Annotated in this window: 27 protein-coding genes; 20 read left to right on the forward strand and 7 right to left on the reverse strand. The window is 66.7% G+C overall.

Going from position 1 to position 23,653, the window contains the following annotated elements:
* The first annotated feature begins 2 nt into the window (after positions 1–2).
* From ABGN05_RS19105 to ABGN05_RS19120, 4 genes are read left to right on the forward strand one after another with little or no spacing between them, the layout of a single operon-like run.
* On the forward strand, positions 3–305 hold the full coding sequence (locus tag ABGN05_RS19105) for an urease subunit gamma (protein ID WP_367955630.1): 303 nt from the start codon (positions 3–5) through the stop codon (positions 303–305).
* Between the two features lie 10 nt (positions 306–315).
* Positions 316–576, forward strand: coding sequence for a DUF1272 domain-containing protein (locus ABGN05_RS19110; RefSeq protein WP_367955631.1), 261 nt, complete (start codon positions 316–318; stop codon positions 574–576).
* A 31-nt stretch (positions 577–607) separates the two neighbouring features.
* A complete protein-coding gene (locus tag ABGN05_RS19115; protein ID WP_367955632.1) occupies positions 608–1,192 on the forward strand; it encodes a HupE/UreJ family protein in 585 nt (194 codons plus the stop codon).
* Between the two features lie 12 nt (positions 1,193–1,204).
* Positions 1,205–1,510: an urease subunit beta gene (locus tag ABGN05_RS19120; RefSeq protein WP_367955633.1), complete on the forward strand. Its 306-nt coding sequence runs from the start codon at positions 1,205–1,207 to the stop codon at positions 1,508–1,510.
* A gap of 39 nt (positions 1,511–1,549) precedes the next feature.
* On the opposite strand, the gene ABGN05_RS19125 is transcribed toward ABGN05_RS19120, so the two are convergent.
* Positions 1,550–2,044 carry a hypothetical protein gene (locus ABGN05_RS19125; RefSeq protein ID WP_367955634.1) on the reverse strand — a complete coding sequence of 165 codons (495 nt, stop codon included), beginning with the start codon at positions 2,042–2,044 and terminating at the stop codon, positions 1,550–1,552.
* 141 nt (positions 2,045–2,185) lie between these two features.
* Between ABGN05_RS19125 and ureC the strand changes: the two genes are divergently transcribed.
* The 12 genes from ureC (at position 2,186) to ABGN05_RS19185 (ending at position 11,286) form a co-directional block, all read left to right on the forward strand.
* Entirely contained in the window at positions 2,186–3,898 is a 1,713-nt protein-coding gene (gene ureC / locus ABGN05_RS19130) for an urease subunit alpha (protein ID WP_367955635.1), read from the forward strand.
* A 64-nt stretch (positions 3,899–3,962) separates the two neighbouring features.
* The gene (locus ABGN05_RS19135; protein WP_367955636.1) at positions 3,963–4,424 is read left to right on the forward strand and encodes a DUF29 domain-containing protein; all 462 of its coding nucleotides are present in this window, start codon (positions 3,963–3,965) and stop codon (positions 4,422–4,424) included.
* A 45-nt stretch (positions 4,425–4,469) separates the two neighbouring features.
* Positions 4,470–4,766: a putative quinol monooxygenase gene (locus tag ABGN05_RS19140; RefSeq protein ID WP_367955637.1), complete on the forward strand. Its 297-nt coding sequence runs from the start codon at positions 4,470–4,472 to the stop codon at positions 4,764–4,766.
* A 22-nt stretch (positions 4,767–4,788) separates the two neighbouring features.
* Complete coding sequence (locus ABGN05_RS19145; RefSeq protein ID WP_367955638.1) at positions 4,789–5,400, forward strand: glutathione S-transferase family protein; 612 nt, start codon at positions 4,789–4,791, stop codon at positions 5,398–5,400.
* Positions 5,397–5,984 carry an urease accessory protein UreE gene (gene ureE / locus ABGN05_RS19150; protein ID WP_367955639.1) on the forward strand — a complete coding sequence of 196 codons (588 nt, stop codon included), beginning with the start codon at positions 5,397–5,399 and terminating at the stop codon, positions 5,982–5,984. Before ABGN05_RS19145 ends, ureE begins: the two co-directional genes overlap by 4 nt.
* A 54-nt stretch (positions 5,985–6,038) precedes the next feature.
* Positions 6,039–6,317: a YrhK family protein gene (locus tag ABGN05_RS19155; protein ID WP_367955640.1), complete on the forward strand. Its 279-nt coding sequence runs from the start codon at positions 6,039–6,041 to the stop codon at positions 6,315–6,317.
* The gene (locus tag ABGN05_RS19160) at positions 6,317–7,090 is read left to right on the forward strand and encodes an urease accessory protein UreF (RefSeq protein WP_367955641.1); all 774 of its coding nucleotides are present in this window, start codon (positions 6,317–6,319) and stop codon (positions 7,088–7,090) included. The genes ABGN05_RS19155 and ABGN05_RS19160 overlap by 1 nt, the downstream gene beginning before the upstream one ends.
* Positions 7,087–7,719, forward strand: a complete 633-nt coding sequence (gene ureG / locus ABGN05_RS19165) for an urease accessory protein UreG (protein ID WP_367955642.1) — start codon at positions 7,087–7,089, stop codon at positions 7,717–7,719. Before ABGN05_RS19160 ends, ureG begins: the two co-directional genes overlap by 4 nt.
* Before the next feature lie 9 nt (positions 7,720–7,728).
* The gene (locus ABGN05_RS19170) at positions 7,729–7,980 is read left to right on the forward strand and encodes a hypothetical protein (RefSeq protein ID WP_367955643.1); all 252 of its coding nucleotides are present in this window, start codon (positions 7,729–7,731) and stop codon (positions 7,978–7,980) included.
* A gap of 104 nt (positions 7,981–8,084) precedes the next feature.
* Positions 8,085–9,287, forward strand: coding sequence for a pyridoxal-phosphate-dependent aminotransferase family protein (locus ABGN05_RS19175; RefSeq protein WP_367955644.1), 1,203 nt, complete (start codon positions 8,085–8,087; stop codon positions 9,285–9,287).
* A 110-nt stretch (positions 9,288–9,397) separates the two neighbouring features.
* Positions 9,398–10,165 (forward strand): class II aldolase and adducin N-terminal domain-containing protein, encoded by a 768-nt coding sequence (locus ABGN05_RS19180; RefSeq protein ID WP_367955645.1) that lies wholly within the window; start codon positions 9,398–9,400, stop codon positions 10,163–10,165.
* Between the two features lie 293 nt (positions 10,166–10,458).
* Positions 10,459–11,286 carry a potassium channel family protein gene (locus tag ABGN05_RS19185; RefSeq protein ID WP_367955646.1) on the forward strand — a complete coding sequence of 276 codons (828 nt, stop codon included), beginning with the start codon at positions 10,459–10,461 and terminating at the stop codon, positions 11,284–11,286.
* A gap of 13 nt (positions 11,287–11,299) precedes the next feature.
* On the opposite strand, the gene gyrB is transcribed toward ABGN05_RS19185, so the two are convergent.
* Entirely contained in the window at positions 11,300–13,744 is a 2,445-nt protein-coding gene (gene gyrB / locus ABGN05_RS19190) for a DNA topoisomerase (ATP-hydrolyzing) subunit B (protein WP_367955647.1), read from the reverse strand.
* A gap of 245 nt (positions 13,745–13,989) precedes the next feature.
* On the opposite strand from gyrB, the gene ABGN05_RS19195 reads away from it, so the two are divergent.
* From ABGN05_RS19195 to ABGN05_RS19205, 3 genes are all read left to right on the forward strand, one after another.
* Positions 13,990–15,378: a cytochrome P450 gene (locus ABGN05_RS19195; RefSeq protein ID WP_367955648.1), complete on the forward strand. Its 1,389-nt coding sequence runs from the start codon at positions 13,990–13,992 to the stop codon at positions 15,376–15,378.
* A gap of 176 nt (positions 15,379–15,554) precedes the next feature.
* Positions 15,555–15,935: an antitoxin Xre/MbcA/ParS toxin-binding domain-containing protein gene (locus ABGN05_RS19200; RefSeq protein ID WP_367955649.1), complete on the forward strand. Its 381-nt coding sequence runs from the start codon at positions 15,555–15,557 to the stop codon at positions 15,933–15,935.
* Positions 15,895–16,650 carry an RES family NAD+ phosphorylase gene (locus tag ABGN05_RS19205; protein ID WP_367955650.1) on the forward strand — a complete coding sequence of 252 codons (756 nt, stop codon included), beginning with the start codon at positions 15,895–15,897 and terminating at the stop codon, positions 16,648–16,650. Before ABGN05_RS19200 ends, ABGN05_RS19205 begins: the two co-directional genes overlap by 41 nt.
* A 12-nt stretch (positions 16,651–16,662) precedes the next feature.
* Here ABGN05_RS19205 and ABGN05_RS19210 read toward each other — a convergent pair whose 3' ends face one another.
* The 5 genes from ABGN05_RS19210 to ABGN05_RS19230 all read right to left on the reverse strand — a co-directional run bounded on the left by ABGN05_RS19210 (position 16,663) and on the right by ABGN05_RS19230 (position 22,066).
* Complete coding sequence (locus ABGN05_RS19210; RefSeq protein WP_367955651.1) at positions 16,663–18,270, reverse strand: GMC family oxidoreductase; 1,608 nt, start codon at positions 18,268–18,270, stop codon at positions 16,663–16,665.
* 81 nt (positions 18,271–18,351) lie between these two features.
* Positions 18,352–19,182: a cyclase family protein gene (locus ABGN05_RS19215; RefSeq protein WP_367955652.1), complete on the reverse strand. Its 831-nt coding sequence runs from the start codon at positions 19,180–19,182 to the stop codon at positions 18,352–18,354.
* A gap of 74 nt (positions 19,183–19,256) precedes the next feature.
* The gene (locus ABGN05_RS19220) at positions 19,257–19,634 is read right to left on the reverse strand and encodes a YraN family protein (protein ID WP_367955653.1); all 378 of its coding nucleotides are present in this window, start codon (positions 19,632–19,634) and stop codon (positions 19,257–19,259) included.
* Positions 19,624–20,544, reverse strand: coding sequence for a 16S rRNA (cytidine(1402)-2'-O)-methyltransferase (gene rsmI / locus ABGN05_RS19225; protein WP_367955654.1), 921 nt, complete (start codon positions 20,542–20,544; stop codon positions 19,624–19,626). The genes ABGN05_RS19220 and rsmI overlap by 11 nt, the downstream gene beginning before the upstream one ends.
* Before the next feature lie 61 nt (positions 20,545–20,605).
* On the reverse strand, positions 20,606–22,066 hold the full coding sequence (locus ABGN05_RS19230; protein WP_367955891.1) for a protein adenylyltransferase SelO family protein: 1,461 nt from the start codon (positions 22,064–22,066) through the stop codon (positions 20,606–20,608).
* Positions 22,067–22,425: 359 nt separating this feature from the next.
* On the opposite strand from ABGN05_RS19230, the gene ABGN05_RS19235 reads away from it, so the two are divergent.
* Positions 22,426–23,652, forward strand: coding sequence for an NAD-dependent epimerase/dehydratase family protein (locus ABGN05_RS19235; RefSeq protein WP_367955655.1), 1,227 nt, complete (start codon positions 22,426–22,428; stop codon positions 23,650–23,652).
* Position 23,653 lies beyond the last annotated feature (1 nt).

Consider the following 23,653-nt stretch of genomic DNA (forward strand, 5'->3'; position numbering starts at 1 on the left):
GCATGAACCTCACGCCGAGGGAAAAGGACAAGCTGCTGATCGCAATGGCCGCGATCGTCGCCCGCAAGCGGCTGGAGCGTGGGGTGAAGCTGAACCATCCCGAAGCGATCGCGCTCATCACCGATTTCGTCGTGGAAGGCGCGCGCGACGGCCGCTCGGTGGCGGACCTGATGGAGGCCGGCGCCCACGTGGTCACGCGAGAACAGGTGATGGAAGGCATCGCCGAGATGATCCACGACGTGCAGGTGGAGGCGACCTTCCCGGACGGGACGAAGCTCGTCACCGTGCACGAGCCGATCAGGTAGGAGACTGGCCATGCTCGAACTGAGACCGAACTGCGAATGCTGCGACAGGGACCTGCCGCCCGACGCGGCCGATGCGATGATCTGCACCTTCGAGTGCACGTTCTGCGCGGCTTGCGCGGCGGACGTTCTCGGCGGCACCTGCCCGAACTGCGGCGGCAATCTCGTGGCACGGCCGATCCGGCCGGCGAAGATGCTCGAACGATATCCGGCCTCGGCGAAGCGCGTCCTGAAGGCGGAGGGCTGTTCGCCGCCGGGCCGCAAGGCCGCGTAGGACCGGGACCGGGACAAGTGAGAGGGAAGATATGATCAGAAATACCGCCGCCGCCGTCCTTCTTGCGGCAAGTACGCTGCCCGCCTTCGCGCATCTCGAACCGGCCGGGCACGGCTCGTTCGCAGCCGGGTTCTCGCATCCGCTCTCCGGCGCCGATCACGTCCTGGCGATGCTGGCGGTCGGGCTGTGGGCGGCACTTCTCGGCGGGCGGGCGCTCTGGCTGGTGCCGACGGCCTTCGTGGCCACGATGGCGGCCGGCTTCGGCGCGGCGGTCGGCGGGCTTTCGGTGCCTTTGTTGGAGCCGGTGATCCTCGCATCGGTGGTCGCGATCGGTCTGCTGGCAGCGATGGCGCTGCGTGTTCCGACCATGGCCGCGATGGCGATGGTCGGCTTCTTCGCCTTCTTCCACGGCGCCGCGCATGGCGGTGAACTCGGCTCGGCCGGCGCGGCGAGCTTTGCCGTCGGTTTTGCGGTGGCCACCGCGCTGCTGCACGGAGCGGGAATAGCGGCGGGGTTCAGAGTAGGCCGCGCGTTCGGCGGCGATGCCGGCCGGTTTGCGATGCGCTTCGGCGGGGCGGCGACGGTGCTCGCCGGCGCCTGGCTCGCTTTCGGCTGAGGGAGGAAACGGATGATACCGGGCGAACTGATCACCGCCGACGGCGACATCGAGCTGAACCGCGGAGCGACCGCGATCACCCTGAAGGTCGCCAACACCGGCGACCGGCCAATCCAGGTCGGCAGCCACTACCATTTCTTCGAGACCAACGAAGGCCTTGCCTTCGACCGCGACAAGGCGCTCGGCATGCGCCTCGACATCGCGGCTGGCACCGCGGTGCGCTTCGAACCCGGGCAGGAGCGCGATGTGCAACTGGTACCGCTGGGCGGAGACCGGATGGTCTACGGCTTCCAGCAGAAGGTCATGGGACCGCTCTGAATGGAGATGCTCCGCATCGCAGGTCCCGACACTTCCCGTCTACTCGGTGGGTTTGGCGGCCGCGAATATGACGGCGCCCTTGGCGTCGTCGAACTCGATCGCCAGCACATCCTGGAGGAGTATGTTGCGGGAGTCGAGCGCGTGGAACAGCATGGCGTTGCCGCTCATCTCCTGGCGAAGCGCCGCGACTTCGTCGCCGTATTCCTGCAGTTTCTCGTCGATGGCGGGCGGAGGGCCGCCTTCGAGCGCAGCCGCGTCCGGCAGGAAGACGATGTCGAGGCGGTCGAGGTTGGTGACCTTGCGGACTGTGCCGGTGTTTTCGGCCGACTTCTCGATCGCCGCGATGACGCGGTCGGCATCGGCCGTCGCCTGCTGCTCCTCCTCGTGCACGTCGGAGCCGACGATCTTTTCGATCGCATCCGGCGCATCAAGGCCCTGCGCCTGCACGCGCATGTCGGAGGCGGCAAGGACCACCAGCGCCGTCGCAAACCCGAGGTGAACGAGTGCGTTCCCGCGATTCATGATGTCCAGCATGCCGTGCTCCGCTTCGCTTCCGGTTTCCTGTCGGTTTGCAACGTCTTCAACGTCCGCATCGAAGGCAATGTTCCTCGCAAGGCGGGGACCTTTTGCGGATGCGGCGGAACTTTCAACATAAGAACTGCCGGAGCCTGATCAATGCCAGCACGGATTTCCCGTTCCTCCTACGCGCAGATGTTCGGCCCGACCGTCGGCGACAGGGTGCGTCTGGCGGATACCGAACTCTTCATCGAGGTCGAGAAGGATTTCACCGTCTACGGCGAGGAGGTGAAGTTCGGCGGCGGCAAGGTGATCCGCGACGGCATGGGCCAGTCGCAGCACACGCGGGCGCAAGGGGCTGTCGACACGGTGATCACCAACGCGCTGGTGGTCGACTATACCGGCATCTACAAGGCCGACATCGGCCTGAAGGATGGCCGCATCGCGGCCATCGGCAAGGCGGGCAACCCCGACACGCAACCCGGCGTGACCATCATCGTAGGCCCCGGCACGGAAGCGATCGCCGGCGAAGGCAGGATCCTGACGGCCGGCGGGTTCGACGCGCACATCCACTTCATCTGCCCGCAGCAGATCGACGAGGCCTTGATGTCGGGCCTGACCACCATGCTCGGCGGCGGCACGGGGCCGGCGCACGGTACGCTCGCCACCACCTGCACGCCGGGTCCCTGGCACATCGGGCGCATGATCCAGTCCTTCGACGCATTCCCAATGAACATCGGCCTGTCGGCAAAGGGCAACGCCTCGCTGCCCGCAGCGCTCGAGGAGATGGTGCTCGGCGGCGCCTGCGCGCTCAAGCTGCACGAGGATTGGGGCACGACGCCTGCGGCGATCGACTGCTGCCTGTCGGTGGCCGACGCATACGACGTGCAGGTGATGATCCACACCGATACGCTCAACGAGAGCGGCTTCGTGGAAAACACCGTCGCCGCCTTCAAGGACCGCACGATCCACGCCTTCCACACGGAAGGCGCCGGCGGCGGGCATGCGCCCGACATCATCAAGGTCTGCGGGCTGCCGAACGTCATCCCATCCTCGACCAACCCGACGCGGCCCTACACGGTCAACACCATCGCCGAGCATCTCGACATGCTGATGGTGTGCCACCATCTTTCGCCGTCGATCCCCGAGGACATCGCCTTTGCCGAGAGTCGTATCCGCAAGGAGACGATCGCGGCCGAGGACATCCTGCATGACATGGGCGCCTTCTCGATCATCTCGTCGGACAGCCAGGCGATGGGTCGTATCGGCGAGGTGATCATCCGCACCTGGCAGACCGCCGACAAGATGAAGCGCCAGCGCGGCCGGCTGAAGGAGGAGAGCGGCGACAACGACAATTTCCGCGTGCGGCGCTACATCGCCAAATACACGATCAACCCGGCCATCACGCACGGCATCTCGAAGGAGATCGGCTCGATCGAAGTGGGAAAACGCGCCGATCTGGTTTTGTGGAACCCGGCCTTCTTCGGCGTGAAGCCCGACATGGTGCTGATCGCCGGCACAATCGCTGCCGCGCCCATGGGCGATCCGAACGCCTCGATCCCGACTCCGCAGCCCGTCCACATGCGCCCCATGTTCGGCGCCTTCGGCAAGGCGGTGACGAATTCCTCCGTCACCTTCGTCTCGAAGGCGGCGCTCGATGCTGGCTTGCGCGAAAAGCTCGGGGTGGAAAAAGCGATGGTGGCGGTGGAAAATACCCGCGGCGGTATCGGCAAGCGCTCGATGATTCACAACGACGCCACGCCGCACGTCGAAGTCGATCCCGAGACCTACGAGGTGCGCGCGGACGGTGAGCTGCTGACCTGTGAGCCGGCGACGGTGCTGCCGATGGCGCAGAGGTATTTTTTGTTCTGACACTCTACGCCCGGAAGCCGCGAGCCCATTGGCTCGCGCCCACTTTCGGCGCAATATGCCCCGCATGAACAGGATCACACGGATCGGGCGGCTCTCTGCCTATGAGGAGGACTTCGCGCTGTGGAGCGCAGAGCAGGCCGCGCTCTTGCGCGACGGCCGGTTCGACGGGCTCGACCGGGAGAACCTTGCCGAGGAGATCGAGAGCTTGGGACGGAGCGAGCGGTACGAGATCGAAAGCAGGCTTAAGGTCTTGCTCGTGCATCTCCTGAAATGGCGCTACCAGCCGCAAGCACAGTCGAACGGCTGGAAAGGGACGATCCGCGAGCAGCGCGCGCGGATCGCTCGGCGCATCGGGGACAGCCCCAGCTTGCGTGGCTATCCCGAGGAAATACTGGCAGACGAATACTCCTTCGCGGTGCCGCAGGCAGCCGACGAGACCGGCCTGTCCGAAGACGCCTTTCCGGCCGCCTGTCCCTTTACGGTCGAACAGATCCTCGATCCCGGCTTCCTGCCGGATGCGCCCTGAGCGGCGCTACCCCTTATTCTCCAGCCAAGGCAAATCGGACAGCCCATGATCTACGTCGTCGCCACGCTCACCATCAAGCCCGGCTCGCTGGAGGCGCTGCGCGCGCCAGCCGTCGCCTGCATCGCCGAGACGCTGAAGGAGAAGGGCTGCATCGCCTACGAACTGCACCAGAGCCTTGCCGATCCGGAGAAGCTCGTCTTTGTGGAAAAGTGGGAGACGCGCGAGGATTTGACGGCGCATTCGAAGCAGACGCACCTGGCGGTCTGGCGCGATGCCAGCGCGCCGCACCTGGTCTCGCGCGCGATCGAGATCGTCCACGCCGACAGGGTGGAGAACCATTGACATTATGAGCGGAGGACACGGAATGTACCAAGCCGTCGGAGCACCGGGGTCGCGCCTGACCCGCGTCCTTTGGATGCTGGAGGAACTCGGCGAGCCTTACGAGATCATCAAGGCCAAGCAGCATTCCGAGACGATGCGGCGCTACAATCCGAGCGGCAAGATGCCGGCCCTCGTCGACGGCGATTTCGTGCTGACGGATTCGGCCGCGATCTGCACTTATCTTTCGAAGAAGCATGCCGACAAGGGATTCGGCCCGGAGCCGGGCCTGCGGGGCGAGGCCGAGATGGAGGCATGGATGCAGTTCGCGCAGTCGGAATTCGAGGCGCCGCTGTGGAACAAGCTGCGCCACAAGTTCATCCTGCCGGAACCCTGCCGCGCCGACGTGGGTGCCGCCACCGCGCACGACTTCGCCAACGAGGTGAAGGCGCTGGAGGCCAAGCTCGGCGGGCGGACCTACGCGCTGGGTGACCGATTCTCGGCCGCCGACGTCATCCTGGGCCATTGCGGCCAGTGGGCGCGCGGCGGCAAGTTTGCGGTGGAGTCCGACGCGGTGAACGCATATTTCGAGCGGGTGCTCGGCCGGCCGGCGCTGGCCCGCGCCCGCGAACGGGAAAAGGAAACCGCCGCCGCATGAAACTCTCGCTTAACGCCGACTTCACCAAACTGCCGCGCGCCGGCCAGGTGGTGCGCCTTGCCGATCTTGAGGCGCAGGCGGAACGTCCCGTGCCCTTCGACGTGGCCGTGCTCGCCCATGACGAGCGGCATCTGCGGCGCCGCGTGATCCCACTGGCGCATGGAGACAAGCTGCTGGTAGACCTGGCCGAGCCCGTCTCGCTCGACAATGGCGACCAGCTCGTTCTCGACGACGGGCGGCGCGCCGAGATAATCGCGGCGGAGGAGGAGGTCTACGAGATCCGCGCCAAGAACCCGGTGCATCTCGCCGAACTCGCCTGGCACATCGGCAACCGGCATCTTGCCGCGCAGATCGAGGCGGACCGCATCCTCATCCTGCGCGACCACGTCATCAGGGCGATGCTGGAAGGACTTGGCGCGACGGTGACGGATATCCTGGAGCCGTTCCAGCCGGTGCGCGGCGCCTATTCCGGCCATTCGCACGGGCACGCTCATGAGCACGGCCATCACGACCACGACCATGGCGAGCGCGACAGCCACGGACGCTTGCCGGGCGATCCGCACTACGGCCACAACCATGCCTGACGCGCCGCCGCGCGGACGTCGAGACCCCCAGGAAACCAGGCACACCCGCCCGGAATGAGCTTCTTCGATCCCCGCACCCGAAGCCGGAGCCACCGCAACCGCAAGCTCTACGCGGCCTACGAGATCGCCTATACCTCCGTCGACGTGATCGCGGCGCTGCTCTTCATCGTCGGATCGATCCTGTTCTTCTGGCAGTCGCTCTCCATTCCCGCGACGTGGTGCTTCCTGATCGGTTCGATCTTCTTCGCCCTGAAGCCGACGCTGCGGATCGTGCGCGAGTTCCACATGCTGGCCGAGGGCGACTACGAGGACCTCGAGGAGGGCAAGGGCTGATGGCCGACGCGCTGCTTCGCCTGATGGCATGGCTGTCGCCGGCCTTCCCGGTCGGCTGCTTCAGCTACAGCCACGGTCTGGAATGGGCGGTGCAGGACGGTCAGGTCGCGGGTTCCGATGGGCTGGGGGCGTGGATCGAGGCGCTGGTGACGCACGGCTCGGCCTGGAACGATGCCGTGCTGTTCGCCGAAAGCTGGCGCCGCGCCGGAGCCGGCGGGGATGTCGGCGACATCGCATCGCTCGCGCAGGCGCTGGCAGGGACGCGCGAGCGCCACATGGAAACGACGCTGCAGGGCGGCGCCTTCGCGCAGGCTGCGCAAGCATGGGGGACTGCGCCCGCAGCGGTACCCCCACGCTCGAACCTTCCTCAACGGAGGGAGGGGGGTGGGGACGCTCCGGAATCATTGTCCCTCTCGGGGAGACGCGATGAAGGCATCGATACGGACGGCCGGTCGCCGACGCCCCTGCCCGAAAACTGCCCCTATCCTATCGCGGTGGGCACCACGGCGGGCCGCCATGGGGTGCCGCTGGAGAATGCGCTTGCGGCCTACCTCCAGGCCTTCGCGTCGAACCAGTTGCAGGCGGCGATCCGCCTCGGCATCATCGGGCAGAGCGACGCGGCGCGGTTGCTCGCCGGATTCGAGCCACTCCTCGTCGCGACCGCGGCACGCGCGGCGATATCAACGCTCGACGATCTCGGCTCCTGCACTTTCATGGCCGAGATCGCCGCCATGAAACATGAAACGCAATATTCGAGGCTGTTCAGATCATGACCAAAGGCACTGGTCCCCTCCGCATCGGCATCGGCGGCCCCGTCGGCTCCGGCAAGACGACTCTGACGGAAAAGCTCTGCAAGGCGATGCGCGGGGATTTCTCCATCGCCGTCGTCACCAACGACATCTACACCAAGGAGGACGCCATGATGCTGGCGCGGCTCCAGGCGCTGCCGGAGGAGCGTATCATGGGGGTGGAGACCGGCGGCTGCCCGCACACGGCCATCCGCGAGGATGCTTCGATCAACCTCCAGGCGATCGCCGAGATGAACCGGAAGTTTCCCGACCTCGACATCGTCTTCATCGAGTCCGGCGGCGACAATCTCGCGGCGACCTTCTCGCCCGACCTCGCCGACATCACGCTCTACGTCATCTCGGTCTGCCAGGGCGAGGAGATCCCGAGGAAGGGCGGACCGGGCATCACACGGTCCGATTTCCTCGTCATCAACAAGAGCGACCTCGCGCCCTACGTGAACGTCGACCTCGACGTGATGGAACGCGACGCGGCAAGGATGCGCGGTGCGCGTCCCTTCGGCTTCACCGACCTGTCGCGCGGGCGCGGGCTGGACGCGGTGGTGGAGTTCATCGTCGAGATGGGCGGGCTGGAGGCGGGGAGGTCGGCCGCCTGAGGACCTGCCATGACACGTACGATGCTGACGGGATCGTATCGCATCCTCAATCAGACCCATCTGGAAAGAAAGGCGGGGAGAAGGACCGACCCCAGATACGTCTTCTATATCAGTTTGCTTCGTAACTCGTCCTACGAGGGCTATCTCGCCGAAGTGGGGTCGAGACTCGTCGATGTTCCCGGCTTCAAGAACAGTCCTGTTAGCGGACGGGCGGAAATACTCTATTGCCGTCGCAACGGATGGATCGAGGACGCGGCATAGGTCCTCCAGGGACACCGCGTCTCCGTGCCGACTCCCGCGCGCTTGACCCGGTACCTCCGGCGACGGTACCGCTCCGCAATGCCACCCACCCGGAAACAAGCAGAATGATCCTCACAGGCCGCCAGTATCTCGCCATTCCCGGGCCGTCAGTGGTGCCGGACCGGGTGCTAAACGCGATGCACCGCGCGTCGCCCGACATCTACACCGGGGAACTGCACGATATGGTTCCCGGCATCCAGGAGGACCTGAAGCGGCTGGCGCGCACGAAGCATCATGTCGCCATCTACATCGCCAACGGGCATGGCGCGTGGGAAGCGGCCAACACTAATCTGTTCAGCACCGGCGACCATGCGCTCGCCCTGGTGACCGGCAGGTTCGGCGAGGGGTGGGCACAATCGGCCGAGGCGCTCGGCGTCACCGTGCGGCGTCTGGATTTCGGGCGCCGGAGCCCCGTCGATCCGGACGAGGTGGCGCGGGCACTCGGCGAGGATCGGGACGAGCGGATCAGGGTCGTGCTGATGACCCACGCCGACACCGCCACTTCGGTCCGAAACGACGTCGCCGCGGTGCGCGCGGCGATCGACCGCGCCGGCCATCCCGCTCTGCTCGCCGTCGACTGCATCGCCTCGCTCGGCTGCGACGTGTTCGAGATGGACGCGTGGGGAGTCGACGTCATGGTGTCCGCCAGCCAGAAGGGGATGATGACCCCGCCCGGTCTCGGTTTCGTGTGGCTGAACGAAAAGGCGCGGCAGGCAAGCACTGGCGCGCGCTGGCGCACTCCTTACTGGGACTGGACGCCGCGGATCGAGGCGAAGCAGTTCTACCAGCGCTTCGGTGGCACGGCCCCGACGCATCACCTCTACGGCCTGCGCGCCGCGCTGGACATGCTCGTGCGCGAGGAGGGGATCGAGGCGGCCTGGCGCCGGCACGAGCGCCTGGCCCGCGCCGTCTGGTCGGCCTTCGAGGCTTGGGGCGATGGCGACGGCGCGTCCGCCGGCATCGGGCTTAACATCGCCGATCCGGCCTTCCGCTCGCACGCCGTCACCACCGTGAAGATGGCGTCTCCGCGCGCCACGCAACTGCGCGAATGGACCAAGGCCAACGCCGGCGTGACGCTGGGCATCGGGCTCGGCATGGCGCCGGAAGGCGATCCGGCCGCCGACGGCTTCATGCGCATCGCCCACATGGGGCACGTGAACACGCACATGGTACTGGGCGCGCTGGGGGCGATCGAGGCCGGCATGACCGCGCTCGGCATCCCGCACGGCGCCGGCGCGCTGTCGCGCGCGGCCGAGGCGCTGGCATGAGGTTTCCCGCCGACTGACGCCTTCCGGCAGGACGCCGGGACAGCGTCGCATAGTGACGTCTTGCACAAGCGGCCGCGTCGCATCAGGATGGGCCGACCACGGAGGATGCCATGTCAGTCACAGCCCTTGCCGAGCGCCGCCCGAACCTGCCGCATTACGAGGAGCGGGTCGACCTAGCCGCCGCCTTCCGCTGGACCGCGCGGCTGAACATGCATGAGGGCGTGGCGAACCATTTCTCGCTGGCGGTGAACGAGGACGGCTCGAAGTTCCTGATCAACCCCAACATGATGCACTTCTCGCGCATCAAGGCGAGCGACCTCCTCTTGATCGACGCCAACGATCCCGCAACCATGGACCGTCCCGACGCGCCAGACCCGACGGCCTGGGGCCTACATGGCGCCGTGCACCGGCGCGTGCCGCATGCGCGCTGCGCGATCCACGTCCACTCCGTGCATGCGACCGTGCTCGCCTCGCTGGCGGATTCGACGCTGCCGCCGATCGATCAGAACTCCGCGATGTTCTTCGAGCGCATCGTCGTGGATGGGGACTATGGCGGGCTGGCCTTCGAGGAAGAGGGCGAACGCTGCGCCAGCCTGTTTTCCGATCCGAAGGTTAAGGTGATGGTGATGGGCAATCACGGCGTGCTGGTGATCGGCGCGACGGTGGCCGAGACCTTCGACCGGCTCTACTACTTCGAGCGCTCCTGCGAGACCTACATCAAGGCGCTGTGGACCGGAAAGCCGCTGCGGGTACTGCCGGACGAGGTCGCCCGCACGGTGGCACGGCAGATGGACGAGTATCCGGTCGCCTCGGCGTCTCGGCACCTGTCGGAACTGAAGGCGATCCTCGACGAGCAGGAGCCGGCCTACCGAAACTGAGGCGCGTCAGTTTTCCTGTCCGTAGACGCGGCCGAAGTAAGGCGCGGCGAGCGACGCCGCGATCAGCAGGGCGAGGCCGACGCCCTCTTCGCCCAGGATCATGACGGACATGGTGGCGATCATCATCCGACCTCGCTGCAGGCCAACAACGGGTAATCGGCGCCCGTGTTCCGTATGGTTCGCGACCTGACCGACGCATGCCAAAGCCGGGGCCGGCCGCGAGCGCGATTGTCCGCCGGCCGGCCGCGCGCTACGGATAAACGGCCACGATGGTCGCCGCCGAAAGACGCTCGATGGATGAGACCGTCGCGGCATCGGCAGTGGTGGGGAACTTCTCGATGACCTCCATGCGCGCCCGCGTCTACATGCACCTCGAGCCCGCCGCATGGCCGCACAAAGGGCTTTCGCCGGCCAACAGGGTGCTGGCGGGGCTGATCCTGCTCGCGGTCTTCTTCGCGGTGGTGGAGACCGAACCGGTGGTGGTCGAGCGCCGCAATACCGCCATCGCGACGATAGAGGCCTTCTTCACGCTCGTCTTCCTCGTAGAATACGTCCTGCGGGTCTGGGTCGCGTCGGAGAAGCCAGACTACGCGGGACGCTTCGGGCGGCTGCGCTACATGATCTCCGTCCCGGCGCTGATCGACCTCGTCGCGCTGTTGCCCGGCCTCTTCGTCTTCATCGGCAGCGAGGCCTTCGTGGTGCGGCTGTTCCGGCTGCTGCGCATCCTGCGGCTAGCGCGGCTCGGCCGCTTCTCGATGGCGATCCACGCGATCACCGACGCGGTGAAATCGCGGCAGTACGAACTGCTGATGAGCCTGACGATCGCCGGTATCCTGCTGTTGATCTCCTCGACCCTGCTCTTCCTGATCGAGGGCAGCGCCCAGCCGGAGCAGTTCGGCAGCATTCCGCGCGCCATGTGGTGGTCGGTCGCAACGCTGACCACCGTCGGATATGGAGACGTCTATCCGGTCACGCCCCTGGGGCGGATCCTGGCGGGCCTCACTGCCATCACGGGGATCGGCCTGATCGCGATGCCGACCGGCATCCTGGCCGCCGCCTTCTCGGACGCGATCCAGACGCAGCGCAAGGACGAGGAACGCGCCCGCCTCGATGGGGAATAGCGGGCGAACTGGATCAGATGTCCAGGTTCGCCACGCTCAGCGCGTTCTCCTGGATGAACTCGCGGCGCGGCTCGACTTCGTCGCCCATCAGGCGCGAGAAGAGCGAGTCGGCGTCGGTGGCGTCCGCCACTCTGACCTGGAGCAGGGAGCGGACGTTCGGGTCGAGCGTCGTCTCCCAGAGCTGCTCGGCGTTCATTTCGCCGAGCCCCTTGTAGCGCTGCATCGACAGGCCCTTGCGGCCGGTGGCGAAGACGCCTTCGAGCAGGTGCAGCGGCCCGGTGATCAGCTCCGACTTGTCCCTGCGGCGCAGCGTCGGCAACTCGCCGTAGATTTCGCCGAGACGCGGCGCGTAGCGCTGCAGCGCGCGCGCGTCGGCTGACGAGATCAGCCCCATGTCGAGCACGACTGCCTCCTTCACGCCGCGCACGGTGCGTTCCAGCACGTAGCCGCCCTGTCCCTCGTTCGAGGTGGAGGTACGGCCGGTCCAGCCGCGCTCGGTCTCCTCCGCGATGGCGTCGAGCCGCGCGGCGATCCGCTCGGCCATTTCGTTGGCGCGTCCGAGGTCGAGGAAGATCGCGGGGTCCAGTGCGCCGGCGATCGCCGCCTGCCCGACGACCTCGCGGCTGTAGCGCGTGTGCAGTCCATTGACGAGCGAGCGCACCGCGAGCGCGTCGTCGATCAAGGCGCGCAGGTCCTGGCCGGCGCGGACCTCCCCCGAGGCGAGCTCCAGCGAGGCTTCATCCAGGCCCGAATTGATCAGGTATTCCTCGAAGGCCGGCTCGTCTTTGATGTACTGCGAGCTCTTGCCGCGCGAGACCTTGTAGAGGGGCGGCTGGGCTATATAGAGGTGCCCGCGCTCGATCAGCTCCGGCATCTGGCGGAAGAAGAAGGTCAGGAGCAGGGTGCGGATGTGGGCGCCGTCGACGTCGGCGTCCGTCATGATGATGATCTTGTGGTAGCGCAGCTTGTCGGCGTTGAATTCGTCCTTGCCGATCGAGGTGCCGAGCGCGGTGATCAGCGTGCCGATCATGTCGGAGCCCAGCATGCGGTCGAAGCGGGCGCGCTCGACGTTGAGGATCTTGCCGCGCAGCGGCAGGATCGCCTGGTTCTGGCGCGAGCGCCCACCCTTGGCCGAGCCGCCGGCCGAATCGCCCTCGACGATGAAGATCTCGGACTTGGCAGGATCGCGCTCCTGGCAGTCGGCGAGCTTGCCGGGCAGCGAGGTGATGTCGAGCACTCCCTTGCGGCGGGTGAGCTCGCGCGCCTTGCGCGCCGCCTCGCGCGCCGCGGCCGCCTCGATCACCTTGCCGATCAGCACCTTCGCCTCGGCGGGATGTTCCTCGAACCAGGTGCCAAGCGCCTCGTTGACGAGGCCCTCGACGACCGGCCGCACCTCGGACGAGACAAGCTTGTCCTTGGTCTGGGAGGAGAATTTCGGGTCCGGCACCTTGACCGACAGGACCGCCGTCAGCCCTTCGCGGCAATCGTCGCCGGTGAGCGATACCTTTTCCTTCTTGATCGCACCGGAGTGCTCTGCATAGCTGGTGACCTGGCGCGTCAGCGCGCCGCGGAAGCCGGCCAGATGCGTGCCGCCATCGCGCTGCGGGATGTTGTTGGTGAAGGCCAGCACGTTCTCGTGGTAGCTGTCGTTCCACCACATGGCGACCTCGACCGTGATGCCGTCGCGCTCTGAGCGGATCGCGATCGGATCGGCAATGAGCGGCTTCTTCGCCCGGTCGAGATACTTGACGAACTCCTCAAGCCCGCCCTCGTAGAACAGGGGCACCTCCTTGTGGTCGGCGTGGCGCCTGTCGGTCAGGACGATGTTCACGCCCGAGTTCAGGAAGGCGAGTTCGCGCAGGCGGTGTTCCAGCGTGCCGAAGTCGAACTCCACCATCGTGAACGTGTCCGTGGACGGCATGAATGTGATCTCGGTGCCGGTCTCGCTGCCCGCTTCGCCGGTCACCGCCAGCGGCCCGTCGGCGACGCCGTGGGTGAAGGACATCTCGTGGATCTTGCCCTTGCGGCGGATCTTCATCTTCAGCCACACCGACAGCGCGTTGACCACCGAGACGCCGACGCCGTGCAGGCCGCCGGAAACCTTGTAGGAATTCTGATCGAACTTTCCGCCGGCGTGGAGCTGCGTCATGATGACTTCGGCGGCCGAGACGCCTTCGGTGTGCATGTCGGTCGGGATGCCGCGCCCGTTGTCGGTCACGGTGCAGGAACCGTCCGCGTTGAGCGTCACCGTCACCCTGGTCGCATGGCCGGCCAGCGCCTCGTCGATGGCGTTGTCGACCACCTCGTAGACCATGTGGTGCAGGCCCGAGCCGTCGTCGGTGTCGCCGATATACATGCCCGGCCGTTTGCGCACGGCGTCCAGGCCTTTGAGAACCTTGATGGAATCCGCGCCGTATTCGGCCTGTGCGCCGGGAAGTTCTACGGTCGTTTCGCTCATGAAAACCTGTCGTCTTGAGATCGCTGCGGCAGCGCGGGAAAGGGGCTGCGAATCAACGCCCCAACATGGATGAGATATAGGGACTTCCGCGTCGTTTTTCCAATTTTCGCGGGCGTTTCGGCCCTTCTTTCACCGGCTTTGTGGCGCTTTCTCGAAGATGCCGGACAGCCTCGCCGAATTGGCACGGTCGTGGCTTTGTGCGCCCCGGTCGCGCGCCTATATTCGCAGGCAAGGAGATCCGCCATATGGACGCCGTTCCAGCCCCCTTCGTCCCGCCCGCGCCGAAGCCGCGCACCAAGCCGCCGTCGCTGCTGCAGATGCTGCGCATCGTCTACCGCAACCCGCTCGAACTGTGGGGCGAGCCTTCCTACAACGAAAAATGGATCTCGATATCGACCGGCGTTGGCGGGCCACTGGTGATCGCCAACGATCCGGGCCTGATCCGGCACGTGCTGGTGGACAACGCGAAGAACTACAAGATGGCGCGCGTGCGCCAGAAGATCCTGCGGCCGATTCTGCGCGACGGGCTGTTGACGGCGGAAGGCGACGTGTGGAAGCGGTCGCGCAAGGCGATGGCGCCGGTCTTCACGCCGCGCCACATCAACGGCTTCGCCGCGCCCATGCTGCGCCGGACGGAAGCCTTTGCAGAGCGCTACGAGGGCGAGACCGACACGGTGGACGTTGCCCGCGACATGACGATGCTGACCTACGACATCCTGGCCGAGACGCTGTTTTCCGGCGAGATCGCGGGCGAGCCGGGCAGCTTCGCCAAGCAAGTCGACCATCTCTTCGAGACCATGGGCCGCGTCGACCCGCTCGACCTCCTCGGAGCGCCGGACTGGCTGCCGCGCTTCACGCGAATCCGCGGCGCCCGCACCATGGCCTTCTTCCGTCGCCTCGTGGCCGACACGGCGCGGATGCGCAAGGAGAAGCTGGAGCGCGATCCCGAGGGCACGCCCAACGATTTCCTGACCCTGCTGCTCAAGGCCGAAGGCCCGCAGGGCCTGTCGCGCGAGGAGATCGCCGACAACATCATCACCTTCATCGGCGCCGGCCACGAGACAACGGCGCGCGCGCTGGGCTGGACGCTCTATTGCCTGGCCGAAGCTCCGTGGGAGCGCGACAGGGTGGAGGCCGAGATCGACGCGGTCCTAGCGCGCGAGCCCGACCCGGTGAAGTGGCTGGACGCCATGCCTGTGACCCGCGCCGCCTTCGAGGAGGCGATGCGGCTCTATCCGCCGGCGGCTTCGATCAGCCGCGAGGCGATCGAGGACGAGACCTACGAGGACCTGCACATCCGCAAGGGCGCGCAGATCCAGGTGATGCCGTGGACCGTGCACCGGCACCGCAAGCTGTGGGACAATCCGGAAGCCTTCATGCCGGAGCGCTTCCTGCCGGAAAACCGCGACAGGATCGACCGCTTCCAGTACCTGCCCTTTGGCGCGGGTCCGCGCATCTGCATCGGCGCCAGCTTCGCGATGCAGGAGGCGGTGATCGCGCTCGGCGTCCTCCTGTCGCGTTTCCGCTTCGACACGGTGGCGGAAACCAAGCCCTGGCCGGTGCAGAAGCTCACGACGCAGCCGGAGGGCGGGCTGCCGATGCGGGTGACGCCGCGGGCCAGGAAATCGGATTGACGGTCAGATAGATCGCCCCCCACTCCGTCCGCCGCGCGGCCACCTCTCCCTCGCTCGACGGGGAGAGGAAAGCGGTGTCGACCGCCCTGCGCCGCTTCTTCTATCGTCAGAGCAAGGCAGCGACAGGCGTTGATTTCTGCTGAAAGCAGTACTACATTTCCTTTCAGGAGAAATCGATGGTTCTGGAAGATCCTAGAAGGGAAGCGCCTCACCGTGAAGCGGTGGTAGCGAAGGCGACCTTGCGCGCGGCAGAGAAGCTTGGCGTCAGCGGGCGCGATCTTGCCTCGATCATCGGTGTTTCCGAGGCCACCCTGTCGCGGCTGAAACAGGACGCGGGCACTGCGCGGCTGGCCGGGAAGCCGTACGAACTCGCGCTGCTCTTCGTCCGGCTGTACCGGTCTCTGGATGCGATCGTCGGCGGCGACGACGGGGTGTCGCGCGCGTGGATGCGCAATCGCAACGACGCGCTGGGTGGCGTTCCGCTCGAGCGCATCCGCACCATAGACGGGCTGACGCATGTCCTCGGCTACCTGGACGCCCGGCGCGCTCCTCTCTGAAGCCGTCCCGCTGGAGGGGACCTGTTGGCGGCTGGTGGAAGCCCAGCATCGCGTCTCGACCATGAAACTCACCGACACGTTGGACGAGCAGGCCGTGCTCGAGACCGAACTCGAACGCACCAAGCCACCGGTCCCGCCTGAATGTGCGGGGCTTCATTACCTTCTTTCGACGCCCTTCAGGTACGGACGTTATCCCGGAAACTCACGCTTCCGGCGCGAAGGCTTTTCACCCGGCGTCTACTACGCCGCGGAGCAGATCGAGACGGCGGTCGCGGAAACCGCCTTTTACCGCTTGCTCTTCTTCGCCGAGAGCCCCGCCACGCCTTGGCCGGCGAACCCCCTGGAGTTTACCGCGTTCGAGGCAACGCACTCGACCGCCCGATCCATCGATCTCCTGAGCTCGCCCTTCCTAACACATGCGGATGCATGGACGCGCCTGACCGACTATTCCGCGTGCCTGGCACTGGCAGATCGTGCGCGGGAGGCCGGCGTGGAGATCATCCGCTATGCATCGGTCCGCGACCCCGATGGCCGGCCGAATCTCGCGATCCTCACCTGCAGGGCCTTCGCGCGACCCGAGCCCTTGCGGAAGAGCACCTGGCGGCTGGCGCTCTCGGCTCATGGCGCGAAGGCGCTCTGCGACTGGCCTGCCGTGCGCATGGATCTGCCGATCGCAGTGTTCGCAGCCGATCCCAGACTTGCAGCCGCACGCTGAGCGCGAAGCCGCTCAAGTGGCCGCGCGGATCAGGTCGGCCGCCTTCTCGGCGATCATGATGGTCGGCGCGTTCGTGTTGCCGCCGATCAGCGTCGGCATGATCGAGGCGTCCACGACGCGCAGGCCTTCGAACCCGCGCACGCGCAGTTCCGGATCGACGACCGCACCCTCGTCGCTGCCCATCCGGCAGGTCCCGACGGGGTGGTAGATCGTATCGGCGCGTGCTCGGATGTGCTGCATGAGTTCCGCATCGGTCTCTATGCCGGCGGTATAGATCTCCTTGTGCCGGTACGCCGCGAAGGCCGGCGCGGCGAGGATGTCGCGCATCAGCCGGGCGCCCCGAAGCAGCAGGTCCGCGTCGCGCTCGTCAGACAGGAAGGCGGGATCGATGCGCGGCGCCGCTTGCGGATCGGCGCTCGACAGCCCGACCGTGCCGCGCGAATGCGGCCTCAGGACGCAGACGTGGCAGGAATAGCCGAAGCCGAGATGGATCTTGCGGGTGTGGTCGTCGACGATGCCGATGCAGAAGTGCATCTGCAGGTCGGGGCGCTCCGCTTGCGGCGACGACCTGACGAAGGCGCCGGCCTCCGCGATCGGCGACGACAGCATTCCCGTGCCGTCGCGCCGCCATTGCAGGGCATGACGTACAAGGTTCCACGCGCCCCGGGGGCCGATGCCGAAGCAGTCGGTGTGCTTCGTCTTCCACGACAGGATGAAATCGAGATGGTCCTGGAGGTTGCGGCCCACGCCGGGAAGCGCATGACGCACGTCGATGCCGTGGGCGCGCAGTTCCTCCGGCTCTCCTATCCCCGAGAGCATGAGAAGTTGCGGCGAGCCGAAGGCGCCCGCCGAGACGATCACCTCGCGCCTTGCCTCGGCCAGATGCTCCGTTCTGCCGCGGCGATAATGGACGCCGGTGGCACGCCTGCCGTCGAAGGAAATCCGAGTCGCATGCGCGCCGGTCACCACGGTCAGGTTCTTGCGTTGCATGGCCGGGTGCAGGTAGGCCGCGGCCGCCGAACAGCGTTCTCCGCGGCGGCGGGAGTCGTGGAACTGCGTGACCTGATAAAGGCCGGCGCCTTCCTGCTCCGGCCCGTTGAAGTCGTCGTTGCGGCGGATCTGGTGCTGGGCGCAGGCCTCGATGAAGGCGTGCGCCAGGGGTCGCGGGTTCGCCTGGTCGCGGACTTGCAACGGACCGTCGGCGCCGTGCAGGGGGTCTCCGCCGCGTTGATTGCCCTCCGCCTTGCGGAAATAGGGAAGCACGTCGTTCCACGACCAGCCAGCGCAGCCGCCTTGGGCCCAGTCGTCATAATCGGTAGGGTGTCCCCGGACGTAGAGCATCGCATTGATCGCGCTCGATCCGCCGAGCGTACGTCCGCGCGGCTGGTAGCCGCGGCGGCCGTTAAGCCCCGGCTGCGGCTCGGTCTGGAAGGCCCAGTTGTTGATTCTTGGCCGTCCCGGCAGCATGGCGGCAATGCCGACCGGAACGCGGATGAGGAGCTCGCGGCCATCCCCCCCGGCTTCCAGCAGGCAGACGCTGACCGAGGGGTCTTCCGACAGCCGGGACGCCAAAGTCGCGCCGGCGGACCCGCCGCCGGCGATCACGTAATCGAACGTCATGGTCTCCTCCCGAACGCGGCCCGACCGCGAACGGAAGGATGGAAGCGTCAAATCGCGGCCCTTGTCCAGACCTGCAACGCCTCAGACCATCGCGAAGATGCGCGCGGGACCGCCGGTGCCGCCGCGGATTTTCGGCGCGCCGACGACGATCGTCGCACCGGACGCCGGCAGCGTGTCGAGATTGGCGATCCCCTCTATGCCGTAGCGGCCGCTCGGCAGCCAGGTGTTGTGGACGATAAAGTCGGGCGACATGCCGAAGTCGAGCGAAAGCGTATCGACGGCGATCGCCTTGACGGACGACTGCTCCATCAGGGCCTGCGCGGCCTCGACGTGGAAGCCGGGGAAATGCATGGTCTTGCCGTCGTCGCCGACGTTGCGGAACTTGTCGGTGGCGACGTGATCGCCCCAGCCCGACAGCATGGCGACGATCGCGCCTTCAGGGATGTCGCCGTTCGCGTCGGTCCATGCCTTCAGGTCGTCCGGCGTCAGTTGCGCGTCGGCGTTCTCGGAGGCCTTCGAGCGGATGTCGACGACCACCAGCGGCGCGACTAGGTCCTCGACCGGCAGTTCGGCGACCGACTTCCCGTCGGCGGTGAAGTGGAGCGGCGCGTCGATATGTGTTCCGGTGTGCTCGTTCAGCCTGAGCTCGAAGAGGTTGAACGTGTGTTGGGCATGGTTGAACTTCTGGTCGTAGAAGAGCTGCTGCGCACCGAAATAGGTCGGGAACTTGTCGTAGAGTTCGTGGGTCAGATCCTCGGCCTTCGTCGGCATCGACTGCTGGGCAAAGAGCGGTTGCGGCGCGGCGGCGGCCCCGAGTGCCGCGGCTCCCGCAGCGGCGACCGTTCCCCTGAAGAAGGCCCGTCGCGACAGCATGTCCTTCTTGACGCCTTCGATCACGCAATGATGGCACATTTCGATGACTCCGCTGGTAATTGCCTCGCCGCATCAGGCGACAGAATGAGCCGGCAAAGGCCGGGTGGCAAGCCTCACCAGCGGCCTTGGAAGGCATTCTCGACATGCACCGGCCAGCGCCAGGGAAGCACCGCCACCATGTCGAAGCGGACGGAGAGACGGGCGTAGTCGGGCTGGCGGGCGAGCCACAGATCGGCCGCCGCCTCGATCCGGCGCTCGGACTGACTGCCGATCGCCTCCATCGCTTCCGTCAACGTACGCCGCGCCTTCACCTCGACGATGGCGACGAGGTCTCCCTTGCGGGCGATGAGGTCGATCTCGCCGAGCTTCGTGCGGTGGCGGCGCGCGACGATGCGGTAGCCTTTCACCATCAGGGCGACGGCCGCGGCGCGCTCGCTCCAGTGGCCTTTCCGGTAGGCGAGGAAGCGCCTGGCGCGCGCGTCAGCCGTCACCGCCGCGGTCCTTGAGTTCGAGCAGCCTGCGGTAAAGGTCCTGCTTGGGAGAGCCGGTCATCCGCGCCGCCTCTCCCGCGGCCTTGGAGGCGGGCAGTTCGGCAGCAAGCGAGAGGAGCAGGCGGTCGAGGTCTTCCGGCGTGGCCGCTTCCTCCTCGCCGGGCGGCGCCACGCAGACCACGACCTCGCCCTTGGGCGAACCCGCTTCGGCGTAGTGCGCCGCGAGTTCGGAGAGGCTGCCGCGCCGGAACTCCTCGAAGGTCTTCGTCAGTTCGCGCGCGATGGCCGCCTCGCGGTCCCCGCCGAGGGCATCGCGCATCGCGGCCAGGCTTTCGGGCAGGCGATGCGGGGATTCGTAGAAGACGAGCGTGGCCGGCATCGTCTTCAGCGCCTCCAGCCGGGTGCGGCGCTGGCCTTCCTTCACCGGCAGGAAGCCGGCGAAGAGGAAGGCGTCCGATGGCAAGGTGCTGGCCGTCAGCGCCGCGAGCACGGCCGAAGCGCCGGGGATGGGCACGACGCGGATGCCGGCGGCCACGGCCTCCCCGACCAGCCTGTAGCCGGGATCGGAGACGAGCGGCGTGCCTGCATCGGAGACCAGCGCGACCGCTTTGCCCTCCGCGAGATCGGCGAGCAGGCGCGGCCCCGCGCTCGCCGCGTTGTGCTCGTGATAGGCTGCGAGCTTGCGGCGGATGCCGTAGCGATCGAGCAGCACGCGGGTGACGCGGGTGTCCTCGCAGGCGATCACGTCGGCCGCCGCGAGCGTCTCCAGCGCGCGCACGGTGATGTCGGAGAGGTTCCCGATCGGCGTCGAGACGATGTAGAGCGCCGGCTCCAGCGGCCGGGCCGGAATTTCATGCCCGCCGATCAGGAAACTGCGCCTGGCGGCGGGTTCAGTGCGCGGATCTGCCATGCAGCCACACCTACAGCCGATGCAGCATCGCGCAAAGCGGCAATCGGCGCCAGCCGGCGCCTCAGGTGCCGCAGAAGGTGCGCAGCACTTGTTCGTGCGCTTCCGGCGGCGCGGCGTAGCGCGCCATGTCCGGCTGCTCGTCGAAGGGTTTCGCGAGCACGGCCACCAGATCCTCGAAGGGCGCGAAATCGCCCCTGTCCTCGGCCGCGCGGATCGCCTCCTCGATGCGGTGGTTGCGCGGGATGTATTTGGGGTTCGCAGCGCGCATCCGCTCCAGCCGTCCGGCATCGTGCTGCGGCTCGCGGGCGATGCGCGCATGCCAGCGCTCCGCCCACTGGTCGAACGCGGCCGGATCGGAAAACAGTGCCCGCGCGCCGTCGCCTCTTCCGTCCAGTTCGCCGCCGAGGCCGCGGAAGGTGAGGGTGAAGTCGGTCTTCTGGCTGGCCATCAGCGCGAAGAGGTCGCTGATCAGCTGGACGTCCTCATCCTCCTCCGTCGCCAGGCCAAGTTTTTCGCGCAGACCACCGTGGAAGATGGGTTCGTAGTGCTGCCTGAACGTCTTCAGCGCGCCTTCCGCGATCTTCACTGCCTCGTCCAGGTCCTCGTGAAGCAGCGGCAGCAGCGTCTCGGCGAAGCGGGCGAGGTTCCACACCGCGATGTTGGGTTGGTTGGCGAAGGCGTAGCGGCCCTTCTGATCAATTGAGCTGAAGACCTGGTTCGGATCGAACGCGTCCATGAACGCGCAGGGGCCGTAGTCGATGGTCTCGCCCGAGATCGTCATGTTGTCGGTGTTCATGACGCCGTGGATGAAGCCGACCAGCATCCATCTAGCCACCAGTCGCGCCTGCGCGGCGATGACGGATTCGAGCAGGCGCAGATAGGGCTGGTCGCCGGCGGCTTCGGGATAATGGCGGTTGATGGCATAGTCGGCCAGCGTGCGGATGCCGTCGGTGTCGCCGCGCGCGGCGAAATACTGGAAGGTGCCGATGCGGATGTGGCTCGCCGCGACGCGCGTCAGCACGGCGCCCGGCAGGCGGTGCTCGCGGTAGACCGGCTCGCCGGTCGCAACCGCCGCGAGGCTGCGGGTGGTGGGAATGCCGAGCGCATGCATGGCCTCGCTGACGATGTATTCGCGCAGCACCGGGCCGACAGCGGCTCGCCCGTCTCCGCCGCGCGAAAAACGGGTCGGGCCCGACCCCTTGAGCTGCAGGTCGCGGCGCACGCCGTCCGCATCGACTGCCTCGCCGAGCAGCAGCGCGCGGCCGTCGCCGAGCTGCGGCACGAAATTGCCGAACTGGTGCCCGGCATAGGCCTGCGCGACCGCTTGCATGTCGTCGGGGATACGGCTGCCGGATAGAACGTCCAGGCCTTCGGGGCCGCGCAGGCGATCCGCGTTGAGCCCGAGCCTTTCCGCCAGCGCCAGGTTAAGCTTGATCAGCCGCGGCTTCGCGACCGGGGTCGGCCGCGTGCGCTCGTAGAAGCGCTCGGGCAGGCCGGCATAGGTGAACTCCAGCGTCGGCATGGGATTGTCGCTGGAATCCGGTTCGGCCAGCACCGAGGAAATCTGGCTGGACATGGCGGAACTCCTCTGGCCCTCGTATCGAGAGCGTGGCGTATCTGTCACCCTATTTGTTGCAGCGGGCCGGCGAGTGCAAGGCTTGCCTGGCTCCGCGACATGGAAAGCCGCGGCGACACGGGCCTCGAAGTCGAGGTTGACGCGGCCTGACGGCTGTTGCGATGCTCTGCCATAAGCCGGCGAACCGATGTGACCATTCCGTCGCATTTCTCCGGTAGAAGGGAGCAGCGGACGAGCGGATCTTCGATTCGCGTCGACCGGACGAGGCGGACGGGCGAAGAACCTTCGGCGAAAGGAGCCAGCGCATGACGACGGTAGCGGTACTCGGAGGGGATGGCTTCGTCGGATGGCCGACCTGCCTGCATCTGTCGAGCAAGGGATACGACGTCCATATCCTCGACAATCTCAGCCGGCGCTGGATCGACACCGAACTCGGCGTGCAGTCGCTGACGCCGATGGACTCCATCCAGGAGCGTACCCGCATCTGGCGGCAGGAGACCGGGCGGCGCATCCACTTCCACCTGATCGACCTGGCGCGCGACTACGAGGTACTGAAGCGCTGGCTGGCGGACAACAGGCCGGATGCTATCGTGCATTTCGCCGAGCAGCGCGCCGCGCCCTACTCGATGAAGAGCGACCGGCACAAGAACTACACGGTCAACAACAACGTCAACGCCACCCACAACCTCCTGAACGCCATGGTCGAGATCGGCCTCGACGCGCATCTCGTCCATCTCGGCACGATGGGCGTCTACGGCTATTCGACGGTCGGCGCGGCCATTCCCGAGGGCTACCTGCCGGTCGGCATCGAGACGACGGCGGGCGAACAGGTCAGCCAGGAGATCCTCTACCCCGCCAATCCGGGCTCGATCTACCACATGACCAAGTGCCTGGATCAGCTGCTGTTCCAGTTCTACGCCAAGAACGACGGGGTGCGGATCACCGACCTGCACCAGGGCATCGTCTGGGGCACGCACACCGACCAGACGAGGCTGCATCCGCAACTGGTCAACCGGTTCGACTATGACGGCGACTACGGCACGGTGCTGAACCGCTTCCTGATCCAGGCGGCGATCGGCTATCCGCTGACGGTCCACGGCACCGGCGGACAGACGCGCGCCTTCATCCACATCCAGGATTCGGTGCGCTGCATCGAGCTGGCGCTTGCCAATCCGCCGAAGCGGGGAGACCGGGTCGAGATCTTCAACCAGATGACCGAGACGCACCGCGTGCGCGACCTCGCGGCGCTGGTCGCTAGGATCACCGGCGCCGAGGTGGCCAACCTCCCCAACCCGCGCAAGGAGGCAGCGGAGAACGATCTGGTCGTGCGCAACGAGAAATTCCTTGCGCTAGGCCTCGATCCGATCACGCTGGAAGACGGGCTCCTGTCGGAGGTCGTCGACGTGGCGAAGAAGTTTGCCTACCGCATCGACCGCAGCCGCATCCCGGCCGCGAGCGCGTGGACGAAGGAGATCGCCAGGACGATCGACGGCAGCGAACTCCCCGTCGTCCGGAAGGTCGCCGGGCACTGAT

Source organism: Aquibium pacificum (genome assembly GCF_040839445.1).
Classification (GTDB): domain Bacteria; phylum Pseudomonadota; class Alphaproteobacteria; order Rhizobiales; family Rhizobiaceae; genus Aquibium; species Aquibium pacificus.